The organism is Streptomyces sp. NRRL F-5727 (genome assembly GCF_000719555.1).
Taxonomy (GTDB): domain Bacteria; phylum Actinomycetota; class Actinomycetes; order Streptomycetales; family Streptomycetaceae; genus Streptomyces.
The window spans coordinates 69,309-88,462 of sequence record NZ_JOGX01000017.1; the positions used below are offsets into that span (position 1 = coordinate 69,309).

General features: G+C 73.0%; 15 protein-coding genes. 2 read left to right on the forward strand and 13 right to left on the reverse strand.

Going from position 1 to position 19,154, the window contains the following annotated elements:
- Window positions 1-18: 18 nt before the first annotated feature.
- The 12 genes from IF73_RS0114920 to IF73_RS0114975 form a co-directional block, all read right to left on the reverse strand.
- On the reverse strand, window positions 19-1,020 hold the full coding sequence (locus IF73_RS0114920; RefSeq protein WP_031007741.1) for an ADP-ribosylglycohydrolase family protein: 1,002 nt from the start codon (window positions 1,018-1,020) through the stop codon (window positions 19-21).
- A complete protein-coding gene (locus IF73_RS0114925) occupies window positions 1,017-1,745 on the reverse strand; it encodes an NUDIX hydrolase (protein ID WP_031007743.1) in 729 nt (242 codons plus the stop codon). Before IF73_RS0114925 ends, IF73_RS0114920 begins: the two co-directional genes overlap by 4 nt.
- Entirely contained in the window at window positions 1,742-2,773 is a 1,032-nt protein-coding gene (locus IF73_RS0114930) for an AAA family ATPase (RefSeq protein ID WP_031007745.1), read from the reverse strand. Before IF73_RS0114930 ends, IF73_RS0114925 begins: the two co-directional genes overlap by 4 nt.
- 276 nt (window positions 2,774-3,049) lie before the next feature.
- Entirely contained in the window at window positions 3,050-4,177 is a 1,128-nt protein-coding gene (locus IF73_RS0114935; RefSeq protein ID WP_031007746.1) for a pseudouridine synthase, read from the reverse strand.
- On the reverse strand, window positions 4,177-4,779 hold the full coding sequence (scpB, locus tag IF73_RS0114940) for an SMC-Scp complex subunit ScpB (protein ID WP_031007747.1): 603 nt from the start codon (window positions 4,777-4,779) through the stop codon (window positions 4,177-4,179). The genes IF73_RS0114935 and scpB overlap by 1 nt, the downstream gene beginning before the upstream one ends.
- Entirely contained in the window at window positions 4,776-5,798 is a 1,023-nt protein-coding gene (locus IF73_RS0114945) for a segregation and condensation protein A (protein ID WP_031007748.1), read from the reverse strand. The genes scpB and IF73_RS0114945 overlap by 4 nt, the downstream gene beginning before the upstream one ends.
- A gap of 48 nt (window positions 5,799-5,846) precedes the next feature.
- The gene (locus IF73_RS0114950) at window positions 5,847-6,368 is read right to left on the reverse strand and encodes a hypothetical protein (RefSeq protein ID WP_078868064.1); all 522 of its coding nucleotides are present in this window, start codon (window positions 6,366-6,368) and stop codon (window positions 5,847-5,849) included.
- Window positions 6,353-7,396 (reverse strand): ParA family protein, encoded by a 1,044-nt coding sequence (locus IF73_RS0114955; RefSeq protein WP_226651714.1) that lies wholly within the window; start codon window positions 7,394-7,396, stop codon window positions 6,353-6,355. Before IF73_RS0114955 ends, IF73_RS0114950 begins: the two co-directional genes overlap by 16 nt.
- 453 nt (window positions 7,397-7,849) lie before the next feature.
- Window positions 7,850-8,965: an alanine dehydrogenase gene (ald, locus tag IF73_RS0114960; RefSeq protein ID WP_031007756.1), complete on the reverse strand. Its 1,116-nt coding sequence runs from the start codon at window positions 8,963-8,965 to the stop codon at window positions 7,850-7,852.
- A gap of 146 nt (window positions 8,966-9,111) precedes the next feature.
- Entirely contained in the window at window positions 9,112-11,097 is a 1,986-nt protein-coding gene (locus tag IF73_RS0114965) for a tetratricopeptide repeat protein (protein WP_031007758.1), read from the reverse strand.
- Between the two features lie 268 nt (window positions 11,098-11,365).
- Window positions 11,366-11,992 carry an NUDIX domain-containing protein gene (locus IF73_RS0114970; protein WP_031007760.1) on the reverse strand — a complete coding sequence of 209 codons (627 nt, stop codon included), beginning with the start codon at window positions 11,990-11,992 and terminating at the stop codon, window positions 11,366-11,368.
- A gap of 80 nt (window positions 11,993-12,072) precedes the next feature.
- Window positions 12,073-13,722: a CTP synthase gene (locus tag IF73_RS0114975; protein WP_031007771.1), complete on the reverse strand. Its 1,650-nt coding sequence runs from the start codon at window positions 13,720-13,722 to the stop codon at window positions 12,073-12,075.
- Between the two features lie 530 nt (window positions 13,723-14,252).
- On the opposite strand from IF73_RS0114975, the gene IF73_RS0114980 reads away from it, so the two are divergent.
- Together IF73_RS0114980 and IF73_RS0114985 are read left to right on the forward strand one after the other, a co-directional pair.
- Window positions 14,253-16,055, forward strand: coding sequence for a glycoside hydrolase family 15 protein (locus tag IF73_RS0114980; protein ID WP_031007773.1), 1,803 nt, complete (start codon window positions 14,253-14,255; stop codon window positions 16,053-16,055).
- Window positions 16,056-16,123: 68 nt separating this feature from the next.
- On the forward strand, window positions 16,124-17,518 hold the full coding sequence (locus IF73_RS0114985) for an FAD-binding oxidoreductase (protein ID WP_031007775.1): 1,395 nt from the start codon (window positions 16,124-16,126) through the stop codon (window positions 17,516-17,518).
- 3 nt (window positions 17,519-17,521) lie between these two features.
- On the opposite strand, the gene IF73_RS0114990 is transcribed toward IF73_RS0114985, so the two are convergent.
- Window positions 17,522-19,153, reverse strand: a complete 1,632-nt coding sequence (locus IF73_RS0114990) for a flavin monoamine oxidase family protein (RefSeq protein WP_031007785.1) — start codon at window positions 19,151-19,153, stop codon at window positions 17,522-17,524.
- Window position 19,154 lies beyond the last annotated feature (1 nt).

A 19,154-nucleotide genomic window follows, 5' to 3' on the forward strand; every position in this document is an offset into this window, starting at 1 on the left:
AAGCCTCCCAGAATTCGATCACGCGTCCCAGAGGGCACCGAGTTCCAGCAGCTCGTCCCGGTGCTCGATCCGCGCGGTCCACTCCGCCGGCCAGGCGTCCGCGCCGAGGTGGGCCCCGGCGAAGGCGCCGGCGAGGGCGGCGATCGAGTCGGAGTCGCCGCGGGTGCAGGCGGCCCGGCGCAGGGCGGTCAGCGGCTCGCCGGGGAAGAGCAGGAAGCAGAGCAGCCCGGTGGCGAGCGCCTCCTCCGCGATCCACCCGTCGCCCGTGTACGTACAGGGGTCGAGCTCCGGGTCGGCGGTGCGCTGCACGGCGTCCAGGCGCTCCAGGACGGCGAGGCACTCGTCCCAGCCGCGCCGGACGAAGTGCAGGGCGTCGGGGTCCTGGGAGCGGGTCCACAGGTCGCCGAGCCAGCGCTCGTGGTACCGGTCGCGGTTCTCGTAGGCGTACGACCGCAGCTGCCCGACGAGCCCGGCCGGGTCGACCCCCTGGGCGAGCAGCCACACGGCCCGCGCGGTGAGATCGGAGGCGGCGAGCCCGGTCGGATGCCCGTGGGTGAGCGCGGCCTGGAGCTGGGCGGCGCCGGCGGCGGCTTCGCCGTACTCGCGCAGCAGTCCGAGGGGTGCGACCCGCATGTTGGCCCCGCAGCCCTTGGAGCCGATCTGGCTGGCGTCCTGCCAGGGAACCGGGGTCATGAGGAGGGCGCACGCCGTCAGGCAGGTGCGGCCGGGCGCCCGGTTGTTCTCGGGAGAGCGGTACCAGTCGACGAACTCCTCGCGGAGCAGGTCGGCGAATCGTTCCGGCCCGGCGACGCCGCGCTCCTGGCAGGCGCGGAGGGCCCGCGCCACGGAGAGGGTCATCTGGGTGTCGTCGGTGACCTTCCCGTCGTCGGGGAGCGTCAGCCCGCGCCAGGGCCCGTAGTACGTGGTGATCATCGGTACCTCGAGGAACTCCGTGCGGCGGCCCAGCGCGTCACCGAGCGCCAGCCCCATCAGCGTCCCCGTCGCGGCCTGCTTGTTCATGCGGATCGTCCTTCCGGTCGGAGCAGTGGCGGGTGGAGGGCCGTGGCCTCTCCCGCCCGGTAGAGCGCGGCCGGTTTCCCCCGTCCGCCGGTGCGGCGCGGCGGTCCCTCCACGGCCTCGACGAAGCCGGGGGTGGTGAGGACCTTGCGCCGGAAGTTGGGGCGGTCCAGCGGGACGCCCCAGACCGTCTCGTACACCTGCCGCAGCTCGCCGAGGGTGAACTCGGGCGGGCAGAAGGCGGTGGCGAGGCAGGTGTACTCCAGCTTGGCGCCGACGCGTTCGCGGGCGTCGGCGAGGATGCGGTCGTGGTCGAAGGCGAGCGCCGGGACCTCGTCGTAGGGCAGCCAGCGGGCCTCGGCCGCGTCGCCGCCGCCGCGCGGTTCGGGCAGGTCGGGGACGAGCGCCGTGTAGGCGACCGAGACGACCCGCATCCGCGGGTCGCGGTCGGGTTCGGTGTAGGTGCGGAGCTGTTCGAGGTGGAGGCCGGCGACGGTGGCCCCGGAGAGTCCGGTCTCCTCGGCGAGTTCGCGGCGGGCGGCGGCGCCGGCGGACTCGCGGGGCAGCACGAAGCCGCCGGGGAGCGCCCAGCGGCCGGCGTACGGATCCTGGCCGCGCTGGACGAGGAGGACGTGCAGCCGGCCGGCGCGGACGGTGAGGACGGCGAGGTCGACGGTGACGGCGAAGGGCTCGAAGGCCCGGGGGTCGTACCCCTCGGGGATGTTCATCGGCGCTCCAGGAGGGGTTCGGCGAGGAGTGCGTCGACGGCGGCGACGGCGGTGGCGAGGCGTTCCTCGTGGGGGCCGGTGACGACGACGGTGCGGCGCCCGCTGTGGGTGAGCTGCGTGAGGAGCCGGGCGGTGGTCCAGGCCCTCAGGACGTCGTCGCCGCCGTCGCCGGGGCCGACGCCCCGGTGGTCGGTGAGCAGCCAGAGGTGGTGCCGGCCGCGGGCGGCGACGGCGCCGGTGTCGGGGCTGGCGGTGCCGAGGAGCCGCTCGTGGCGGATCGTGGCGGCGAAGGCGTCGGTGTCGCAGACGAGCAGGGGCGAGCCGGCGCGGGCGGCCTCCTCCTCCCGCTCGGCCTGGTCCTGGGCGAGGACGGGGAAGTCGGCGGAGCGGAGCAGGACGTCGGCCGGGCCGGCGCCGGGCCGGTCGGCCCGCAGCTCGGCGAGCCTGCGCGCTGCGTACGCGCTCCCCTGGTCGGGGACGCATCGGGTCCGCGCCCAGACGCCGCCGCGCCGCCGGTAGTGGTCGGCGAGGGCGTGGGCCAGGGTGGTGGCGCCGCTGGACTCGGCGCCGAGGACGACGACCCGGCGGGTGAGCGCGGCCCGGACGGGCGCGGCCAGCAGCTCCCAGTGGCCGGCCGGGTCGGCGCGGACGGCGGCGCTGGTGACGGGGTGGGTACGGCGCTCGGGGTCGACGAGCACGGAGGCGGCGCCGAGGCGGCGGGCGAGCCCGGCCCCGTGCGGCGCCGAGGTGAAGACGGCGTCGACGGGTTCGCGGACGGCGGTCTCGACGGCGGCCTGGAGGCCGTCGGGGCCGTCCTCCGCGGCGGCGCCGACGACGAGGGCCTCGGGGTGGATCTCGCGCAGCCAGGCGACCCGTTCCGCGAGGGGCAGCGGGTCGGCGGCGGCGCCGGTGACGAGGACGGTGACGCGCGCGCAGCGGCCGAGGGCGGTGCGGACGAGGTGGTGGTGGCCGGCGTGCGGCGGACAGAACCTGCCGGGGACGAGGCCGTGGCCGTGGGGCGTGCTCATGCGGTCGCCTCCCGAGGACGCCGGAGGGTCCCCACCGTCCCCGCCGTCGGCGGCGTCCCTGGTCCACCCCCGTGGGTCCAGGTCCGAGCGCCGTGCGCGGCGGGGACGGTGAAGAGGCTGTGCATGCCCGGGCTCCTTAAGAGTCACTATGACTATAAAAGATGCGGGCTCCCCCCACAAGGCCGGACGGGTCGGGCAGGAAGCCGGGCACGCGAAGAGGCCCGTGCCCCGCGCGGATCGCGCGGGGCACGGGCCTCCGGATGCCGGAAGGGACCCTTACAGGCCGACTTCCTTCATCAGCATGCCGACCTCGGTGTTGGACAGCCGGCGCAGCCAGCCCGACTTCTGGTCGCCCAGGGTGATCGGGCCGAAGGCGGTGCGGACCAGCTTCTCCACCGGGAAGCCCGCCTCGGCGAGCATCCGGCGCACGATGTGCTTGCGGCCCTCGTGCAGCACGACCTCGACCAGGTAGTTCTTGCCGGTCTGCTCGACCACGCGGAAGTGGTCGGCGCGGGCGTAGCCGTCCTCCAGCTGGATGCCGTCCTTGAGCCGCTTGCCGACCTCGCGGGGCAGCGGGCCGGTGATGGCGGCCAGGTAGGTCTTCTTCACGCCGTACTTGGGGTGGGTGAGGCGGTGGGCCAGCTCGCCGTGGTTGGTGAGCAGGATGATGCCCTCGGTCTCGGTGTCGAGCCGGCCGACGTGGAAGAGCCGGGTCTCGCGGTTGGTGACGTAGTCGCCCAGGCACTGGCGGCCGTCCGGGTCCTCCATGGTGGAGACGACGCCGGCCGGCTTGTTCAGCGCGAAGAACTGGTACGACTGGGTGGCGACGGTCAGGCCGTCGACCCGGATCTCGTCGCTGTCCTTCACCCGGAGGCCCTGCTCCAGGACGATCTCGCCGTTGACCTCGACGCGGGCCTGCTCGATCAGCTCCTCGCAGGCGCGGCGCGAGCCGTAGCCGGCCCGGGCCAGCACCTTCTGCAGCCGCTCGCCCTCCTGCTCGGCGCCCGGGAAGGTCTTGGGGGTCTTGATCTCGGGCTTGTTCGCGTACCGCTCGCGGTTGCGCTCCTCGGCCCTGGCCTCGTACTCGCGCGAGCGCGCCGGGGCCGTGCGGCCCCCGCCCCACCGCTGCCCGGAGGACTGCTTCGGGGACTGCTTGGGTCCGCCCTTGGCACCGCCGCGGGCGGCGTCGCCGCGGCCCTTGCGCGGGCTGCCCTTGGCGCTGTCGGAGGGCATGCTCACGTCGTACGAGCGCTCCTCGGGGCGGGCCTTCCGGGGGCGGCCGGCGCTCTGGCCGCGCTCGTCGCGGTTGTTGCCCGCGCCCCGGTAGTTGTTGCCGCGGCCGCCGCTCTTGGCACCACGGCTCCCGCCGTTGTTTCCGCTGTTCCTGCCGCTGCTGCTTCGCATCAAACTTCCGTCGTCTCTTCGTCCGCTGGTCCGTCCCTGTCGGGATCGAACGACGGAACGCCTTCCAGGGAGTCCGGCTCGACCGCGTCCGCCTCGGGGAGGAAGGGCGCGAGCTCCGGGAGCTCGTCCAGGCCGCGCAGGCCCATCCGCTCCAGGAAGTAGTTCGTCGTCCTGTACAGGATCGCACCTGTTTCGGGTTCCGCGCCCGCCTCCTCCACCAGACCCCGCTGGAGGAGCGTCCGCATCACGCCGTCGCAGTTGACCCCGCGGACGGCGGAGACCCGGGAGCGGCTGACCGGCTGGCGGTACGCGACCACCGCCAGGGTCTCCAGGGCGGCCTGGGTCAGCCGGGCCTGCTGGCCGTCCAGGACGAACGCCTCGACGGCGGCGGCGTGGGCGGGGCGGGTGTAGTAGCGCCAGCCGCCGGCGACCCGGCGCAGCTCGAAGCCGCGGCCGTCGGCGGTGTACTCGTCGGCCAGCTCGTGGAGGGCGTCGGCGACCTCGCGCGGGGTGCGGTCGAGGACCTTGGCGAGGTGGGCCTCGGTGGCGGGCTCGTCGACCACCATGAGGACGGCTTCGAGGGCGGGCTTGAGGTCGCTCATGCGGGCTCCGGTGCTTCCTGGTCGAACTCTGCCGTGACACGGGTCTCGCCGTCCCCGCCGGTCCAGGAGACGGTGAGGTCGCCGAGCGGGTCCTGCTGGTCGAGGGCGACGGCCTTCTCCCGGTACAGCTCCAGGAGGGCGAGGAAGCGGGCGACGACGGTGAGGGTGTCCGCGGCGTCCTCGACCAGCTCCCGGAAGTGCGCGGTGCCGCGCTCGCGCAGCAGGGCGGCGACGAGGCGGGCCTGTTCCTGGACGCTGACCAGCGGGGCGTGGATGTGGTCCACGTACACCTGCGGCGCGGCCTTCGGCTGCAGGGCCTTCACGGCGAGCTTCGCGAAGCCCTCGGCGCCGATCGAGATGACGACCTCGGGCAGCAGCTCGGCGTGGTGCGGCTCCAGGCCGACGGTCCGGGGGTGGCGCCGGCCCTCCGACTCCCAGCGCTCGGCGAAGATCTCGGCGATCCGCTTGTACGCGCGGTACTGGAGGAGGCGGGCGAAGAGCAGGTCGCGCGCCTCCAGGAGGGCGAGGTCGGCCTCGTCCTCCACCTCGGCGGCGGGCAGCAGCCGGGCGGCCTTGAGGTCGAGCAGGGTGGCGGCGACGACCAGGAACTCGGTCGTCTGGTCGAGGTCCCCGTCCGGCCCGAGGTTCCGGAGGTGGGCCATGAACTCGTCGGTGACCTGCGAGAGCGCGACCTCGGTGACGTCCAGCTTGTGCTTGGTGATCAGCTGCAGCAGCAGGTCGAACGGCCCCTCGAAATTGGCCAGCCGCACGGTGAAGCGCCCGTCCCCGTCCCCGGGACCCGCCCCGGGCCCGCCCTCGGCCTCGGCGTCCGGGGCGGGTGCGGCCTCGGGAGCGGGGACCGGGTCGGGCGGGAGGGCGGGGGCCTCCGGCGTGGGCACGGGGCCGGTGGCGGGTCCCGTGGGCGGTGCGGTCCCGTCGCCGTCGGTCGGCAGCCCGCCGCCCCGTCCCAGCGCGCGGCGGCGCGGCGGGCGGGACGTTTCGTCAGCGTGCGGGTGCATCGGGGGCGGTTCCAGGGGTGCGGGGGCGGGGCCGCCCGCAGGCTACCGTCAGCGGCCGCGCAGGCGGCGGACGAGGATGCTCGCGTCGCCGCGGGACTCCAGGTCGGCCAGGACCACGGCGACCGCCTCGCGGACGATCCGGCCGCGGTCGACGGCGAGGCCGTGCTCGCCGCGCAGCACGAGCCGCGCGTGCTCCAGGTCCATCAGCTCCTCGGCGGAGACGTAGACCGTGATCTTCTCGTCGTGGCGCTCCCGCCCGCTGGGACGCCGGTTGGTGGTCCGGCCCCGGCGCCGCGCGGGGGCGGCCGCCTGCGCGGCCGGCTTCGCCCCGGCGGGCTGCTGCTGCGCGGAGACCGCCTCGGTCTCCCGGGTGCGCGGCTCGGCCGCCTCCGCACCGGCCGCCGCGTGCTCGGCGGAGCCGGCGGCGGCACCGCTGTCCGCTCCGGCGGCCGTGTCGCTCTCACCCGCCGGAGCGGGAACGGTTCGGCGGGGCGAGGACGACTGCAGCGCCATCCCCCCGGTCGTACGGAAGAGTTCGTCGGCTCCGGGCAGACTCACTCGGCGTGACACCGGGCGAGCACCTCCCTGGCGAGCTGGCGGTAGGCGGCGGCACCCACGGAGTTGGAGGCGTACGTGGTGATGGGCTCGCCGGCGACCGTGGTCTCCGGGAAGCGCACCGTCCGGCCGATCACCGTGTGGTAGACGTGGTCGTCGAACGCCTCGACGACGCGCGCGAGCACCTCACGGGAGTGCACGGTCCGGGAGTCGTACATGGTGGCGAGGATGCCGTCGAGCTCCAGCTCGGGGTTGAGCCGCTCCTGGACCTTCTCGATGGTCTCGGTCAGCAGGGCGACACCGCGCAGCGCGAAGAACTCGCACTCCAGCGGCACGATGACCTTGTGAGCCGCCGTCAGGGCGTTCACGGTCAGCAGGCCGAGCGAGGGCTGACAGTCGATCACGATGTAGTCGTAGTCGTTCATCAGCGGCTTGAGGGCGCGCTGGAGCGTCGACTCGCGCGCGACCTCGGAGACCAGCTGGACCTCGGCGGCGGAGAGGTCGATGTTGCTCGGCAGCAGGTCCATGTTGGGGACCGCCGTCTTGAGCAGCACCTCGTCCGCCGACATGCCCCGCTCCATGAGCAGGTTGTAGACGGTGAGGTCGAGCTCCATCGGGTTCACGCCGAGGCCGACCGACAGGGCGCCCTGCGGGTCGAAGTCGACGAGCAGCACCCGCCGTCCGTACTCGGCGAGCGCGGCACCCAGGTTGATGGTCGACGTGGTCTTGCCGACGCCGCCCTTCTGGTTGCACATCGCGATGATCTTGGCGGGTCCGTGGTCGGTCAGCGGGCCCGGGATCGGGAAGTACGGCAGCGGCCGTCCGGTCGGGCCGATCCGCTCGCGGCGCTGGCGGGCAGCGTCGGGGGCGAGGGTGGCCGCGTACTCGGGGTCGGGCTCGTACTCGGCGTCGGGGTCGTAGAAGTGCCCCTCGGGCAGCTCGTCGTAGGCGGCGAAGTGGGTGGACTCTCGGCCCATCTCGTTGCCGGCCGTGGCGTTCACGTGTAGGCCGTCCATCGTCTTCAGCGTGTGGGTTGTCGTCATGGGCTGGTGCGTCGCGAAGGTCCGCACCGCGACGGAGCCGACCGGGGCACCTGGCGCACCGCTCCCGGGAGTAAATGTCGACTCATTCACAAGTCGTCTTACCTCCTTGGATGTGACCAGGAACATTTATCGATAGGTCAGCGTGGCACCATGCCGACGGTTGGCGACTCTATGGCGTGTCACCGGTCCGCAGCAACACAATCGCCCGGACCCGGCCCGTTGTGTCGGCAACCGAACACGCCGCTGTCAAGGGTGCGCAGCCACGCATCCACACGTTTCAGGGGTGTGCGAAACGGTTAAAGGGTTACGTTCGAGGCGAGTTGACCGAACGTTTTGGCGTGGCCGGAGACACAGCCGGCCGGACCTTGTCGAACAAGGTCCGGCCGGGTGCGTGACATTGACGGCGGGCGTTGACGGGGGCCGCCGCCGAGGCCGTCGCCGGGTGGCTGCGGATCAGCCGATGAGGGTGCTCAGCTCGACGTGCTCGTAGCCGTGCGCCTCGGCGACCTCCTTGTAAACCACCTTGCCGTCATGGGTGTTGAGGCCCAGGCCGAGCGCGGCGTCGCGGCGGAGCGCCTCGACCCAGCCGTTGTTCGCCAGCGACACGATGTAGGGCAGCGTGGCGTTGGTGAGGGCGTAGGTGGAGGTGTTCGGGACCGCGCCGGGCATGTTGGCGACGCAGTAGAAGACCGAGTCGTGGACCTGGAAGGTCGGCTCGGCGTGGGTGGTCGGGTGCGAGTCCTCGAAGCAGCCGCCCTGGTCGATGGCGATGTCGACAAGGACACTTCCGGGCTTCATCTTGGCGACGAGCTCGTTGGTGACCAGCTTCGGGGCCTTGGCGCCCGGGATGAGGACGGCGCCGATGACGAGGTCGGCCTCGACGACGGCCTTCTCCAGCTCGAAGGCGTTGGAGACGACGGTCTGCACCTTGGTGCCGAAGATCTTGTCGGCCTCGCGGAGCTTGTTGATGTCACGGTCGAGCAGGGTCACGTGGAAGCCCATGCCGACGGCGATCTGCACGGCGTTCCAGCCGGAGACGCCACCGCCGATGACGACGGCCTTGCCGGCGTGGGTGCCGGGGACGCCGCCGGGGAGGACGCCGCGGCCGCCGGCCGAGCGCATCAGGTGGTAGGCGCCGACCTGCGGGGCCAGCCGGCCCGCGACCTCGGACATCGGGGCGAGCAGCGGGAGCGCGCGGTTCGCGGTCTCGACCGTCTCGTACGCGATGGCGGTGGTGCCGGACTCCAGGAGGGCGTCCGTGCACTCCTTCGAGGCGGCGAGGTGCAGGTAGGTGAAGAGCGTCTGGTCCTTGCGGAGGCGGTGGTACTCCTCCGCGATCGGCTCCTTGACCTTGAGGAGCAGGTCGGCGGTGGCCCAGACCTCGTCGGCGGTGGCGAGGATCTCGGCGCCCGCGGCGACGTACTCCTCGTCCGTGATCGAGGAGCCGACGCCGGCGTTCTGCTCGATGAAGACCTGGTGGCCGTTGCGGACGAGCTCGTGGACACCCGCGGGGGTGATGGCCACGCGGAACTCGTTGTTCTTGACCTCGCGGGGGATGCCGACCTTCATCGTCGATCACGGTCCTTGAATCAGGGGGATAACTGGTGCACTGCGATACATACCCGGATGCACTGCGGCGCACCGGGGCAGACCACGTTCGAACGCGGCGGAACCAGTCTAATGAAGGAGTTCCCGCTGTCTAGCCTTTCAAAGTACTAATCTTCAGCAGACCCACTGCGGATTTCGTAGGCAGAGCCTTCCGTTTCCAGCAGACGGTCCGCCGCCGCCCGGTGCAGCCGCGCGGCGGCGGGGTCGCCGAGCCGGTCGAGGGTGTCGGCGAGCCGCAGCTGGAGCGCCGCCTGGAGCCGGGTGTCCCGGGCGCGGCGGGCCCACTCGACCGCCTCCTCGCAGGTCCGCAGGCTCTCCTCGGGGCGCCCGGCGTACTCCTGCACCCGGGCCGCCTCGCTCAACGCCCGCGCGTGGCCCGGGAGATCGCCGAGCCTGCGGTATCCGGCCGCGGCCGCCCGCCAGTGCCGCAGCGCCTCCCCGTACCGCCCGGCATAGGTCTGCACGGCCCCGAGGCGGGCGTACAGCCGCGCCTGGTCGGCCCGCTCGTCGTGGGCGAGGCGCTGGGCGAGGGCGCGGCCGTACCAGTCGCCGGCCCGCTGCCAGTCGCCGAGCTCCTGGTAGCTGCCACCTACGGATTCCATTGCGCGACCGGTGGCGTACGGATCATTTGCCTGCCTTCCCGCCTCCCATGCCGACCGATATCGCAGCAGAGCGTCCTTCGTACGGCCGGTCCTGGCATCGAGGTCGCCGAGGTTCAGCAGGGCCGCGGCGCGCTCGCGGTGCAGCCCGCGCCGCTCGGCGACGTCGAGGACGAGCCGGTGCAGCCCGTAGAGGTCGGGCGCCGCGGCCTCGGCGCCGCCGTGCGCGGTGAGCGCCCGGACCAGGGAGGCGATGAGCCGGCGGGCGAGGGTGTCCAGCTCCCCGTCGGCGACGGCCATCCGGGCGCAGGCGAGCAGCGCCGGGCGGCGGGAGGCGAGCCACCGGGCGGCGTCCTCGGCGGTGGGGAAGCGCAGGGCGCGCGGCAGTCCGGCGAGCTTGCGCCGGGCCGGGGAGCCCTCGGGTTCGGTGACCGCACGGCAGGACTGGAGGAGCCGTACGGTCCGCTCCAGCATCCGGGCCCGGGCGAGCTGCACCTCGGCGGGCCGGTCGCGCTCCTCCAGCTGGGCGCGGAGCAGGGGGACGAGATGCCCGGGGGCCTCGTACTCCCCGTCGGCGGCCTCGGCGACCAGGCCCAGGCGGGCGAAGTCGGCGAGGGTGGTCGCCGCCGCCTGGACCGAGCAGCCGGCCAGGGCGGAGGCGGTGTGGGCGTCGGCCCGGCCGAGCGGGGCGAGCGCCAGGTAGCGCAGTATCCGGGCGGCCGGCTGCGGCAGCGCCTGATGGGCGAGGAGGAAGGTGCGGGTGAGGGGGTCGCCGCTCAGGCCGCGGAGCCGCTTGGCGAGGTCGGCGACGGAGGTCTCGGGCCGGCCGGCCAGCCAGCCGCCGGCGAGCACCACCGCGCCGGGCAGTCCGCCGCACTCCTCGACCAGCGCCTCGGCGGCCTGCGGGTCGACGGTGATGCGGACCGAGCCGGTGGCGGCGGTCAGCAGCTCGATGGCCGACTTCGGGTCGAGCCCGCCGAGGGTGCAGGGCCGCACGTCCGGGATGCCGGTGAGCGGCCCCCGCGCCACGGCGACGACGAGGGCGTCGGGGTTGTCCGGGAGCAGCGGGTCGGCCTGTTCGGCGTCGACGGCGTCGTCGAGCAGCAGCACCGCCCGGCGGGTGCCGAGCGCGCCGCGGACCAGCTCGGTGAGCTCGTCCTCGGCGGCGCCGGGCGGTTCCTCGACGCCGAGGTCCCGGAGGAGTTCGCGGGCGGCCCGGGCGGTGGGGACGGGCTCCCCGCCGGGCTCGCTGAGCCGGGCCCGGTAGACCCCGTCGGGGTAGCGGTCGGCGACGGAGGCGATCAGCTCCTCGGCGAGGGCGGTCCGGCCGGAGCCGGGCCGGCCGGCGACGAGGAGGACGCGTGCGCGGGGCTCCTTGCGGCCGGTGAGGGTGTCCAGACCGGTCCGCTCGATGTCGGCGCGGAGGGCCTTCAACTCCCGCTGCCGGCCGTAGAACTGCCGGCTGCCGGCCGCTGCCACCGCCTGATCCGTCACGGGCCACGCTCCCGTCCACCTGCGCACGAGCCGATCCCCGCGGGGGACTCCGCACGGGCGTGTACGAGCGTAGTTCAGCCCCCCGCACGTCCCCGGCGGAGCGCGGCGGGCACGTCCCCCGATCGGATCAGCAGACAGTCACACCGCCTCTGCTGCGGGCGGCTGCGCGCCGGGACCCGGCTTCCGGGACGGCGCCCGTTCGCCGCCCCCAACGAAACGGCGCGGCGGGGGCACCGTCCGCGGCGGCCGGCGGCGCGGTGCTCGGGCGTTACCGCTCGAAGGGCCGGGCCGGCCAGGGGGCCTCGGCGGGGCGGAGGGCGTCCAGACCGTCACCGGCCCGCGCCGCGACCAGCGACAGCACGCCCACCACCAGGCAGTTGTTGTGCAGCTCGCCCGCGAGGACACCGCGCACCAGCTCGTCGAGCGGGACCCGCGCCACCTCCATGTCGGCCTCCTCCTCGGAGACCGCGTACCGCTCCCCCTCCGCCTCGGCGAGGTCGCGCGCCAGGAAGATCCGTACGGCCTCGTCGCAGCCGCCCGGGGTGGTGTACACGTCCGTCAGGACCCGCCACTCCCCCGCCTTGGCGTGCGCCTCCTCGTACAGCTCGCGCTGCGCGGCGTGCAGCGGGTTCTCGCCGGGCACGTCGAGGAGTCCGGCCGGGATCTCCCACAGCTTCTGCCGCACCGGGTGGCGGTACTGCCGCAGCACCAGCACCCGGTCCCGGTCGTCCACGGCCAGCACGGCCACGGAGCCCGGGTGGACCTGGTAGTCGCGGCGGACGACCGAGCCGTCCGGCATGACCACGTCGTCCGTGCGGACACTCGTCTTGTTGCCCTTGAAGGGGGTGGTGGAGGCGACGACCCGCCACTCCTCCGGGGTGTCCTGCACCTGCATCGGTAGTCCTCCCACATACGAAAGCCGGGGTACGCGTCCTCGTGCGAGAACCCGTACCCCGGCTACGTTAACGCGCCGTACTACTGGGCCGTCTTGCGCTCGACGGCCGCCTTGACCAGGCCCGCGAAGAGCGGGTGCGGGCGGGTCGGGCGGGACTTCAGCTCCGGGTGCGCCTGGGTGGCGACCAGGTAGGGGTGGATCTCCTTCGGGTACTCGACGAACTCGACGAGCTTGTTGTCCGGGGAGGTGCCGGAGAAGACCAGGCCGGCCTTCTTCTCCAGCTCGCCGCGGTAGGCGTTGTTCACCTCGTAGCGGTGACGGTGGCGCTCCTCGACGTACGGCTCGTCGCCGTAGGTCTCGCGGACGACCGAGCCCTCGGCGAGCTTCGCCGGGTAGAGGCCCAGGCGCATCGTTCCGCCCAGGTCGCCGGCGCCCTCGACGTAGGCCAGCTGCTCCTCCATCGTGGAGACGACGGGGTGCGCGGTGGCCGGGTCGAACTCGGTGGAGTTGGCCTCGGGGATGCCGGCCAGGTTGCGGGCCGCCTCGATGACGATGCACTGCAGGCCGAGGCAGATGCCGAGCAGCGGCACCTTCTTCTCGCGGGCGTACTGGATCGCGCCGACCTTGCCGGACACGCCGCGGTCGCCGAAGCCGCCGGGGATGAGGATCGCGTCACAGTCGCCGAGCTGCTTCTCCGCGCCGGCCGGGGTCTTGCAGTCGTCGGAGGTGACCCACTTGACCTTGACCCGCGCCTTGTTGGCGAAGCCGCCGGCGCGCATGGCCTCGGTGACCGAGAGGTAGGCGTCGGGCAGGTCGATGTACTTGCCGACGAGCGCGACGGTGACCTCGTGCTCCGGGTTGTGGACCCGGTCCAGGAGGTCCTCCCAGACGGTCCAGTCCACGTCGCGGAAGGGCAGGTCGAGCTTGCGCACGACGTAGGCGTCGAGGCCCTCGGAGTGCACGACCTTGGGGATGTCGTAGATCGAGGGGGCGTCCGGGCAGGCCACCACGGCGGCCTCGTCCACGTCGCACATCAGGCTGATCTTGCGCTTGATGGCAGTGGGGACCTCGCGGTCGCAGCGGAGCACGATCGCGTCCGGCTGGATGCCGATGTTCCGCAGGGCGGCGACGGAGTGCTGGGTCGGCTTGGTCTTCAGCTCGCCGGAGGGACCGATGTAGGGCAGCAGCGAGATGTGCACGACGAAGACGTTGTCGCGGCCGACCTCGTGGCGGACCTGTCGGACGGTCTCCAGGAACGGCAGCGACTCGATGTCGCCGACCGTGCCGCCGACCTCGGTGATGACGACGTCGACCTCGTCGGTCGCCATGCGACGGATCCGGGACTTGATCTCGTTGGTGATGTGCGGGATGACCTGCACGGTGTCGCCGAGGTACTCGCCGCGCCGCTCCTTGGCGATGACCTGCGAGTAGACCTGGCCGGTGGTGACGTTGGCCGAGCCGTCGAGGTCGCGGTCGAGGAAGCGCTCGTAGTGGCCGATGTCCAGGTCGGTCTCGGCGCCGTCGTTGGTGACGAACACCTCACCGTGCTGGAACGGGTTCATCGTGCCCGGGTCGACGTTGAGGTACGGGTCCAGCTTCTGCATGACCACCCGCAGACCCCGCGCCTTGAGCAGCATGCCCAGGCTGGAGGCGGTGAGGCCCTTGCCGAGGGACGAGGCGACACCCCCGGTGACGAAGATGTGCTTGGTCGTCGTGGTGTTGGGCGGCATCGCCAAGAGGGGGCTCCCGTGGTCGCGTTCTGGAGGTGCGAAGCGGCTGGTCCTCCGGAAGAATCGGGGGTGCCGTCGCTGCGGTTTCGGGGGTTTCGGCTGGCGCCGTTTCCCACCGGTCCACGGGGTACCAGGGTATCAGTGACAGCAGGAGACCGCTTCCGGCCACACGGTCGGCACACCGGCCGACCGGGTGGGAGGGGGCGCGGCACGGCCTTCCGGGCCCGTTTCCACGGGGCGGCGGGGGCATATCGAAAAGACCTGTTCACCCGTGTGGAGCAGCGCGTTACGCGGGTGATCACCACGGTGATTAGGGTGCGGACCATCCCGCCCGGCCTCGTCCCCGGGCGGCCGGCAAACGGCACCACCCCCGCCCGTGGAACCGGACCGGGAGCCCGTGTCGCCTCCCCTCGACCCGCTGCCGGAGCCGGCCATCCCGCACACTGGCACCGCGGGCACCTCTCGCGACAAGCAACATCTGCTGCACGCGCCCCGAGGGGCGGACAGGCCGTTCGACTGGAGTGAACCACGTGGCCGGGCGTATCGAGGATTACGCACTCATCGGAGACATGCAGACCGCGGCGCTGGTCTGCCGGGACGGCAGCGTCGACTGGCTCTGTCTGCCCCGCTTCGACTCGCACGCGATCTTCGCGGGGCTGCTCGGCACCGAGGAGCACGGCTTCTGGAGGGTGGGCCCGGCCGGCCCGGCCGACGCCGAACCGGCCCCCGCCGACCGCCGCCGCTACCGGGGCGACTCGCTGATCCTGGAGTCCGAGTGGGACACCCCGCGCGGCACGGTCCGGGTGACCGACTTCATGCCGCCGCGTGACGGCGCCCCCCAGCTGATCCGGATCGTGGAGGGGATCAGCGGCCGGGTGCCGATGCGCTCGGCGCTGCGGATGCGGTTCAGCTACGGCCGGATCGTGCCCTGGGTGCACAAGGTCGGCGACCGCACGGTCGCGGTGGCCGGGCCCGACTCCGTCTGGCTCGACACCGACGCCGAGACCCACGGCGAGCACCTGACCACCTACTCCGAGTTCACCGTCACCCCCGGCGACCGGGTCGCCTTCACGCTGTCCTGGCAGCCCTCGCACAAGGAGCCGCCGGCGCTGCCGGACCCCGAGGGCTCCCTGGAGGCGACGGCCGGCTTCTGGCGCGAGTGGGTGGGGCACTGCACGTACCACGGCCCCTACCGGGAGGCCGTGGTCCGCTCCCTGATCACCCTGAAGGCACTGACGTACGCGCCGACCGGCGGGATCGTCGCCGCGCCGACGACCTCCCTGCCGGAGGAGATCGGCGGCGTGCGGAACTGGGACTACCGCTACACCTGGCTGCGGGACGCGGCCATCACCCTCTCCTCGATGCTGCGCACCGGCTACCGCGAGGAGGCCCGCGCCTGGCGGGACTGGCTGCTCCGCGCCGTCGCGGGCGACCCGGAGAACCTGCAGATCATGTACGGCATCGCGGGCGAGCGGGAGCTCGGCGAGGCGGAGCTGGACTGGCTGCCGGGGTACGAGAACTCGGGCCCGGTCCGGGTCGGCAACGGCGCCGCGAGCCAGCTCCAGCTCGACGTGTACGGCGAGGTCACCGAGGCCCTGCACCTGGCCCACATGACCGGCCTGTCCCGCAACGACTACGCCTCCCTGCTCCAGATCAAGCTGATCCAGTACCTGGAGAAGAACTGGAACCAGCCCGACGAGGGCATCTGGGAGGTCCGCGGCCCGCGCCGGCACTTCACCCACTCCAAGGTGATGGCCTGGGTGGCGGTGGACCGCACCATCAAGCTGATCGAGTCCGGGGACGCGGACGGGCCGCTGGAGCGCTGGCGCGAGCTGCGCGACGAGATCCACCGGGACGTCTGCGAGCGGGGCTACGACAAGGAGCGGAACACCTTCACCCAGTCGTACGGCTCCAAGGAGCTGGACGCCTCGCTGCTGCTGATCCCGCAGATGGGCTTCCTGCCGCCGGACGACAAGCGGGTGATCGGCACGATCGAGGCGATCCAGCGGGAGCTGTCCACCGAGGACGGCTTCGTGCTGCGCTATCCGACGGCCGGCGAGGAGGCCGGCGTCGACGGCCTGGAGGGCGACGAGGGCGCGTTCCTCGCCTGCTCCTTCTGGCTCGCCGACGACCTGGCGATGATCGGCCGGGTCGACGAGGCCCGCACCCTCTTCGAGAAGCTGCTCTCGCTCCGCAACGACCTGGGGCTGCTCGCCGAGGAGTGGGACCCGCGGCTGCAGCGGCAGGTGGGCAACTTCCCGCAGGCGTTCAGCCACGTGCCGCTGATCGACACCGCGCTGCGGCTGACCGCGAGCGGCGCCTACGGCGGCTGAGGGGCGCCCTCCGGGGGCCGGACCTACGATGAAGGTGTCCTGGCCCCCGCACGAAAGGGGGGCACCCGATGGCTCCCCAGTTCACCGTTCCGGACACCGCCCTGGCCGGGCTCCGCGAGGATCTGGCCGGTGAGGTCCTCGTGCCCGGGGATCCGGGCTACGACGCGGCGAGGGCCGTGCACAACGGCATGATCGACCGCCGGCCGGCCGTGATCGCGCAGTGCGCGACCCCGGCGGACGTCTCCAACGCGATCCTCTTCGGGCGCGGGACGGGGCTGCCGATCGCCGTGCGCGGCGGCGGCCACAGCGTCGCCGGGAGCTCCGTCGTCGACGGCGGTCTGGTGGTCGACCTGCGCCGGATGCACGCCGTGGTCGCGGACCCCGAGCACATGACGGTACGGGTCGAGGGCGGCGCCACGATGGGGCACCTCGACCGTGCCACCCAGCCCTTCCGCATGGCGACCACCGGCGGCCGGGTCTCCACGACCGGCGTCGGCGGCCTCACCCTGGGCGGCGGTTCCGGCTGGCTGGAGCGGAAGTTCGGGCTCGCCTGCGACAACCTGCTCGCCGCCGAGCTGATCACGGCCGAGGGCAAGCACGTCGTCGCGAGCGCCGAGGAGAACCCGGAGCTGTTCTGGGCGCTGCACGGCGGCGGCGGCAACTTCGGCGTGGTGACCTCGCTGACGCTGCGGCTCCACGAGCTGCCGGTGATGAGCTTCGCGATGCTGCTCTTCCCGCCGCGGTCGGGACCCGACGTGGTGACGGCGTTCCGGCGGCTGGCGGAGACCATGCCGGACGAGGCGAGCGGCGGGGTGCTGTACTTCCCCGCCCCGCCCGAGCCGTTCGTGCCGGCGCACCTGGTGGGCGAGCTGGTGGCGGCGGCGCTGGTCACCTTCGCCGGGCCGGTGGCGGGCGTCCGGGAGCTGGCCGGTCCGCTGTCCGCGCTGCGGCCGGTGGTGGAGCTCGTCCAGGAGATCCCGTACGCCGATCTCCAGTGCATGATCGACGACCCGCCGGGGCTGCGGAACTACTGGTCGGCGGAGTATCTGAGCGGGCTGCCGGACGAGGCGGTGGAGGTGTACTGCGCCCGCGGTGAGCGGATCCCGGCCGGCACGGCCACCCAGCACGTGCTGTTCCCGCTGGGCGGCGCGGTGGCCCGCGGACCCGCGGAGTACCCGCTGCCGTGGCGCACCGCGCCCTGGGCCGTCCACCCGTTCGCGACCTGGGAGGATCCGGACCAGGACGGTGCGGCGGTCCAGTGGGTGCACGACGTGCGGACGGACATGCGGCCGTGGTCGACGGACGCGGTGTACCTGAACTTCATCGGTACGGAGGGCGAGCGGCGGGTGGTCGCCGGTTTCGGCGCGGACAACTACCCGCGGCTCGCCGCCGTGAAGGCCGCGTACGACCCCGACAACGTGTTCCGCCTCAACCACAACATCGCGCCGGCGGAGGCGGCCTGACCGCTACCGGAGGGCGTCGATCACCTCCCTCGCGGCCCGCTCGCCCTCGGTGGCGCCGCCCTCCATGAAGCCCTGGTAGTCGTAGGAGCAGTGCTCGCCGCCGATGTGGACGTTGCCCTGGGGGGTGCCCTCGTACCCGGCGTACCGGTGGAGGTAGCCCACCGGCCAACAGGAGTACGCGCCGAGCGCGTTGGGGTTCCTGTGCCAGGCGGAGAGCTGGGCGCGTCCGTTCCAGGCGCGTGCGGTGCCGGGGAAGAAGGTGTCGATCCCGGCGAGGTAGCGGCTCACCAGGTTCCGCACGTACGGGTCGGACTCGGTGGAGAAGGGTCCGGCGGGGGCGAGGTTCCGGGCGAGGCTGCCGCCGTTGTACTGGATGAGGATGCCGCCGGTGCCGCCCTGGACCTTGGTGGTGTCCCAGGTCTGCTGCACGTCCAGGTCGGTGAAGCAGTCGCCGGCGGAGACCCCGGGCCAGGCGCCGGTGCCGCGCCAGGGGCGGGTGCCGAACTGCATGTTGAGCTTGGTGCAGTAGCCCATGCGGGCGTCGCGCAGCAGGCTGGTCATGAGCGGGTCGAAGCCGGCGCGGGTCAGGTCCAGTTGCTTGAGGATCGGCAGCGGGACGCAGAGGACCGTGTGGTCGGCGGTGACGGTGCGGGTGGTGCCGCCCTCGGCGAAGGTGAGGGTCTGGGTGCCGTCGGCGTTGGCCCGGACCGCCTGGAGGGTCCAGCCCATGCGGAGGGTGCCGGGGTTCAGGGCGCCGGCGATGGCGTTCGGGAGCCGGTCGTTGCCTCCGGTGATGTGGTAGCGCTCGTTGGACAGGCCCCAGATGTTGAAGTTGCCGGGATTGGTCTGGTAGCCCATGAGCAGGACGAGGGCGAGCGAGGACTGTTCGGTGGTGTCGGCGCCGTACTCGACGTTGTAGGCGACGTCGATGAACTGCCCGAGCGGCGAGGCGTGTCCGCCGGGGACGCGGCTCTCGATCCACTCGTGGACCGACATGTTGTCGAGGGCGGTGCCGGTGGGGGTCGTCTGGTTCCAGAAGACCTCGCCCGCCTCGGAGAGGTCGCGGCGCAGCGCCTGGTAGACGCCGTTGAAGTCCTCGTCGGCCTGGTGGCGCGGGTAGTAGCCGCCGTCGAACCAGAGGACCTCCTCGGCGCCGTTGGGTCCGCCGCCGAGGAAGTCCTCGGTGGGGAGGCCGAAGCGGCGGCAGAGTTCCAGCATCTTCTTGTGGCTGGTGTCGATGAGCTCGCCGCCGATCTCGGAGGTCTGCCCGTAGGCCCAGTGGTTCCGCTGGGTCCACATCCGGCCGCCGACGCGGGCCGGGTCGGCCTCGTAGAGGACGGGGGCGAGGCCGGCGTCCTGGAGGGTGAGGGCGGCGGTGAGTCCGGCGATGCCGGCGCCGACGACCGCGATCCGGGCGTCGGACCGCACCGGCGGGTCGGGGACGGCGGCGACGGCGGGCGCGGCCGCGGCGGAGACCGCGATGCCGGCCGCGGCGGCCGCCTTGAGGAGGGTGCGGCGGCCGAGCGGATCGTTCCGCAGGCCGCGGAGCTCGTCGACCGGGAGGCCGAGCCGGCGGGCGTCGGCGTGGTCGGCGGCGAGGCGGTTCAGGAGGTGCATCGGGTTGGTGCGTGCCATG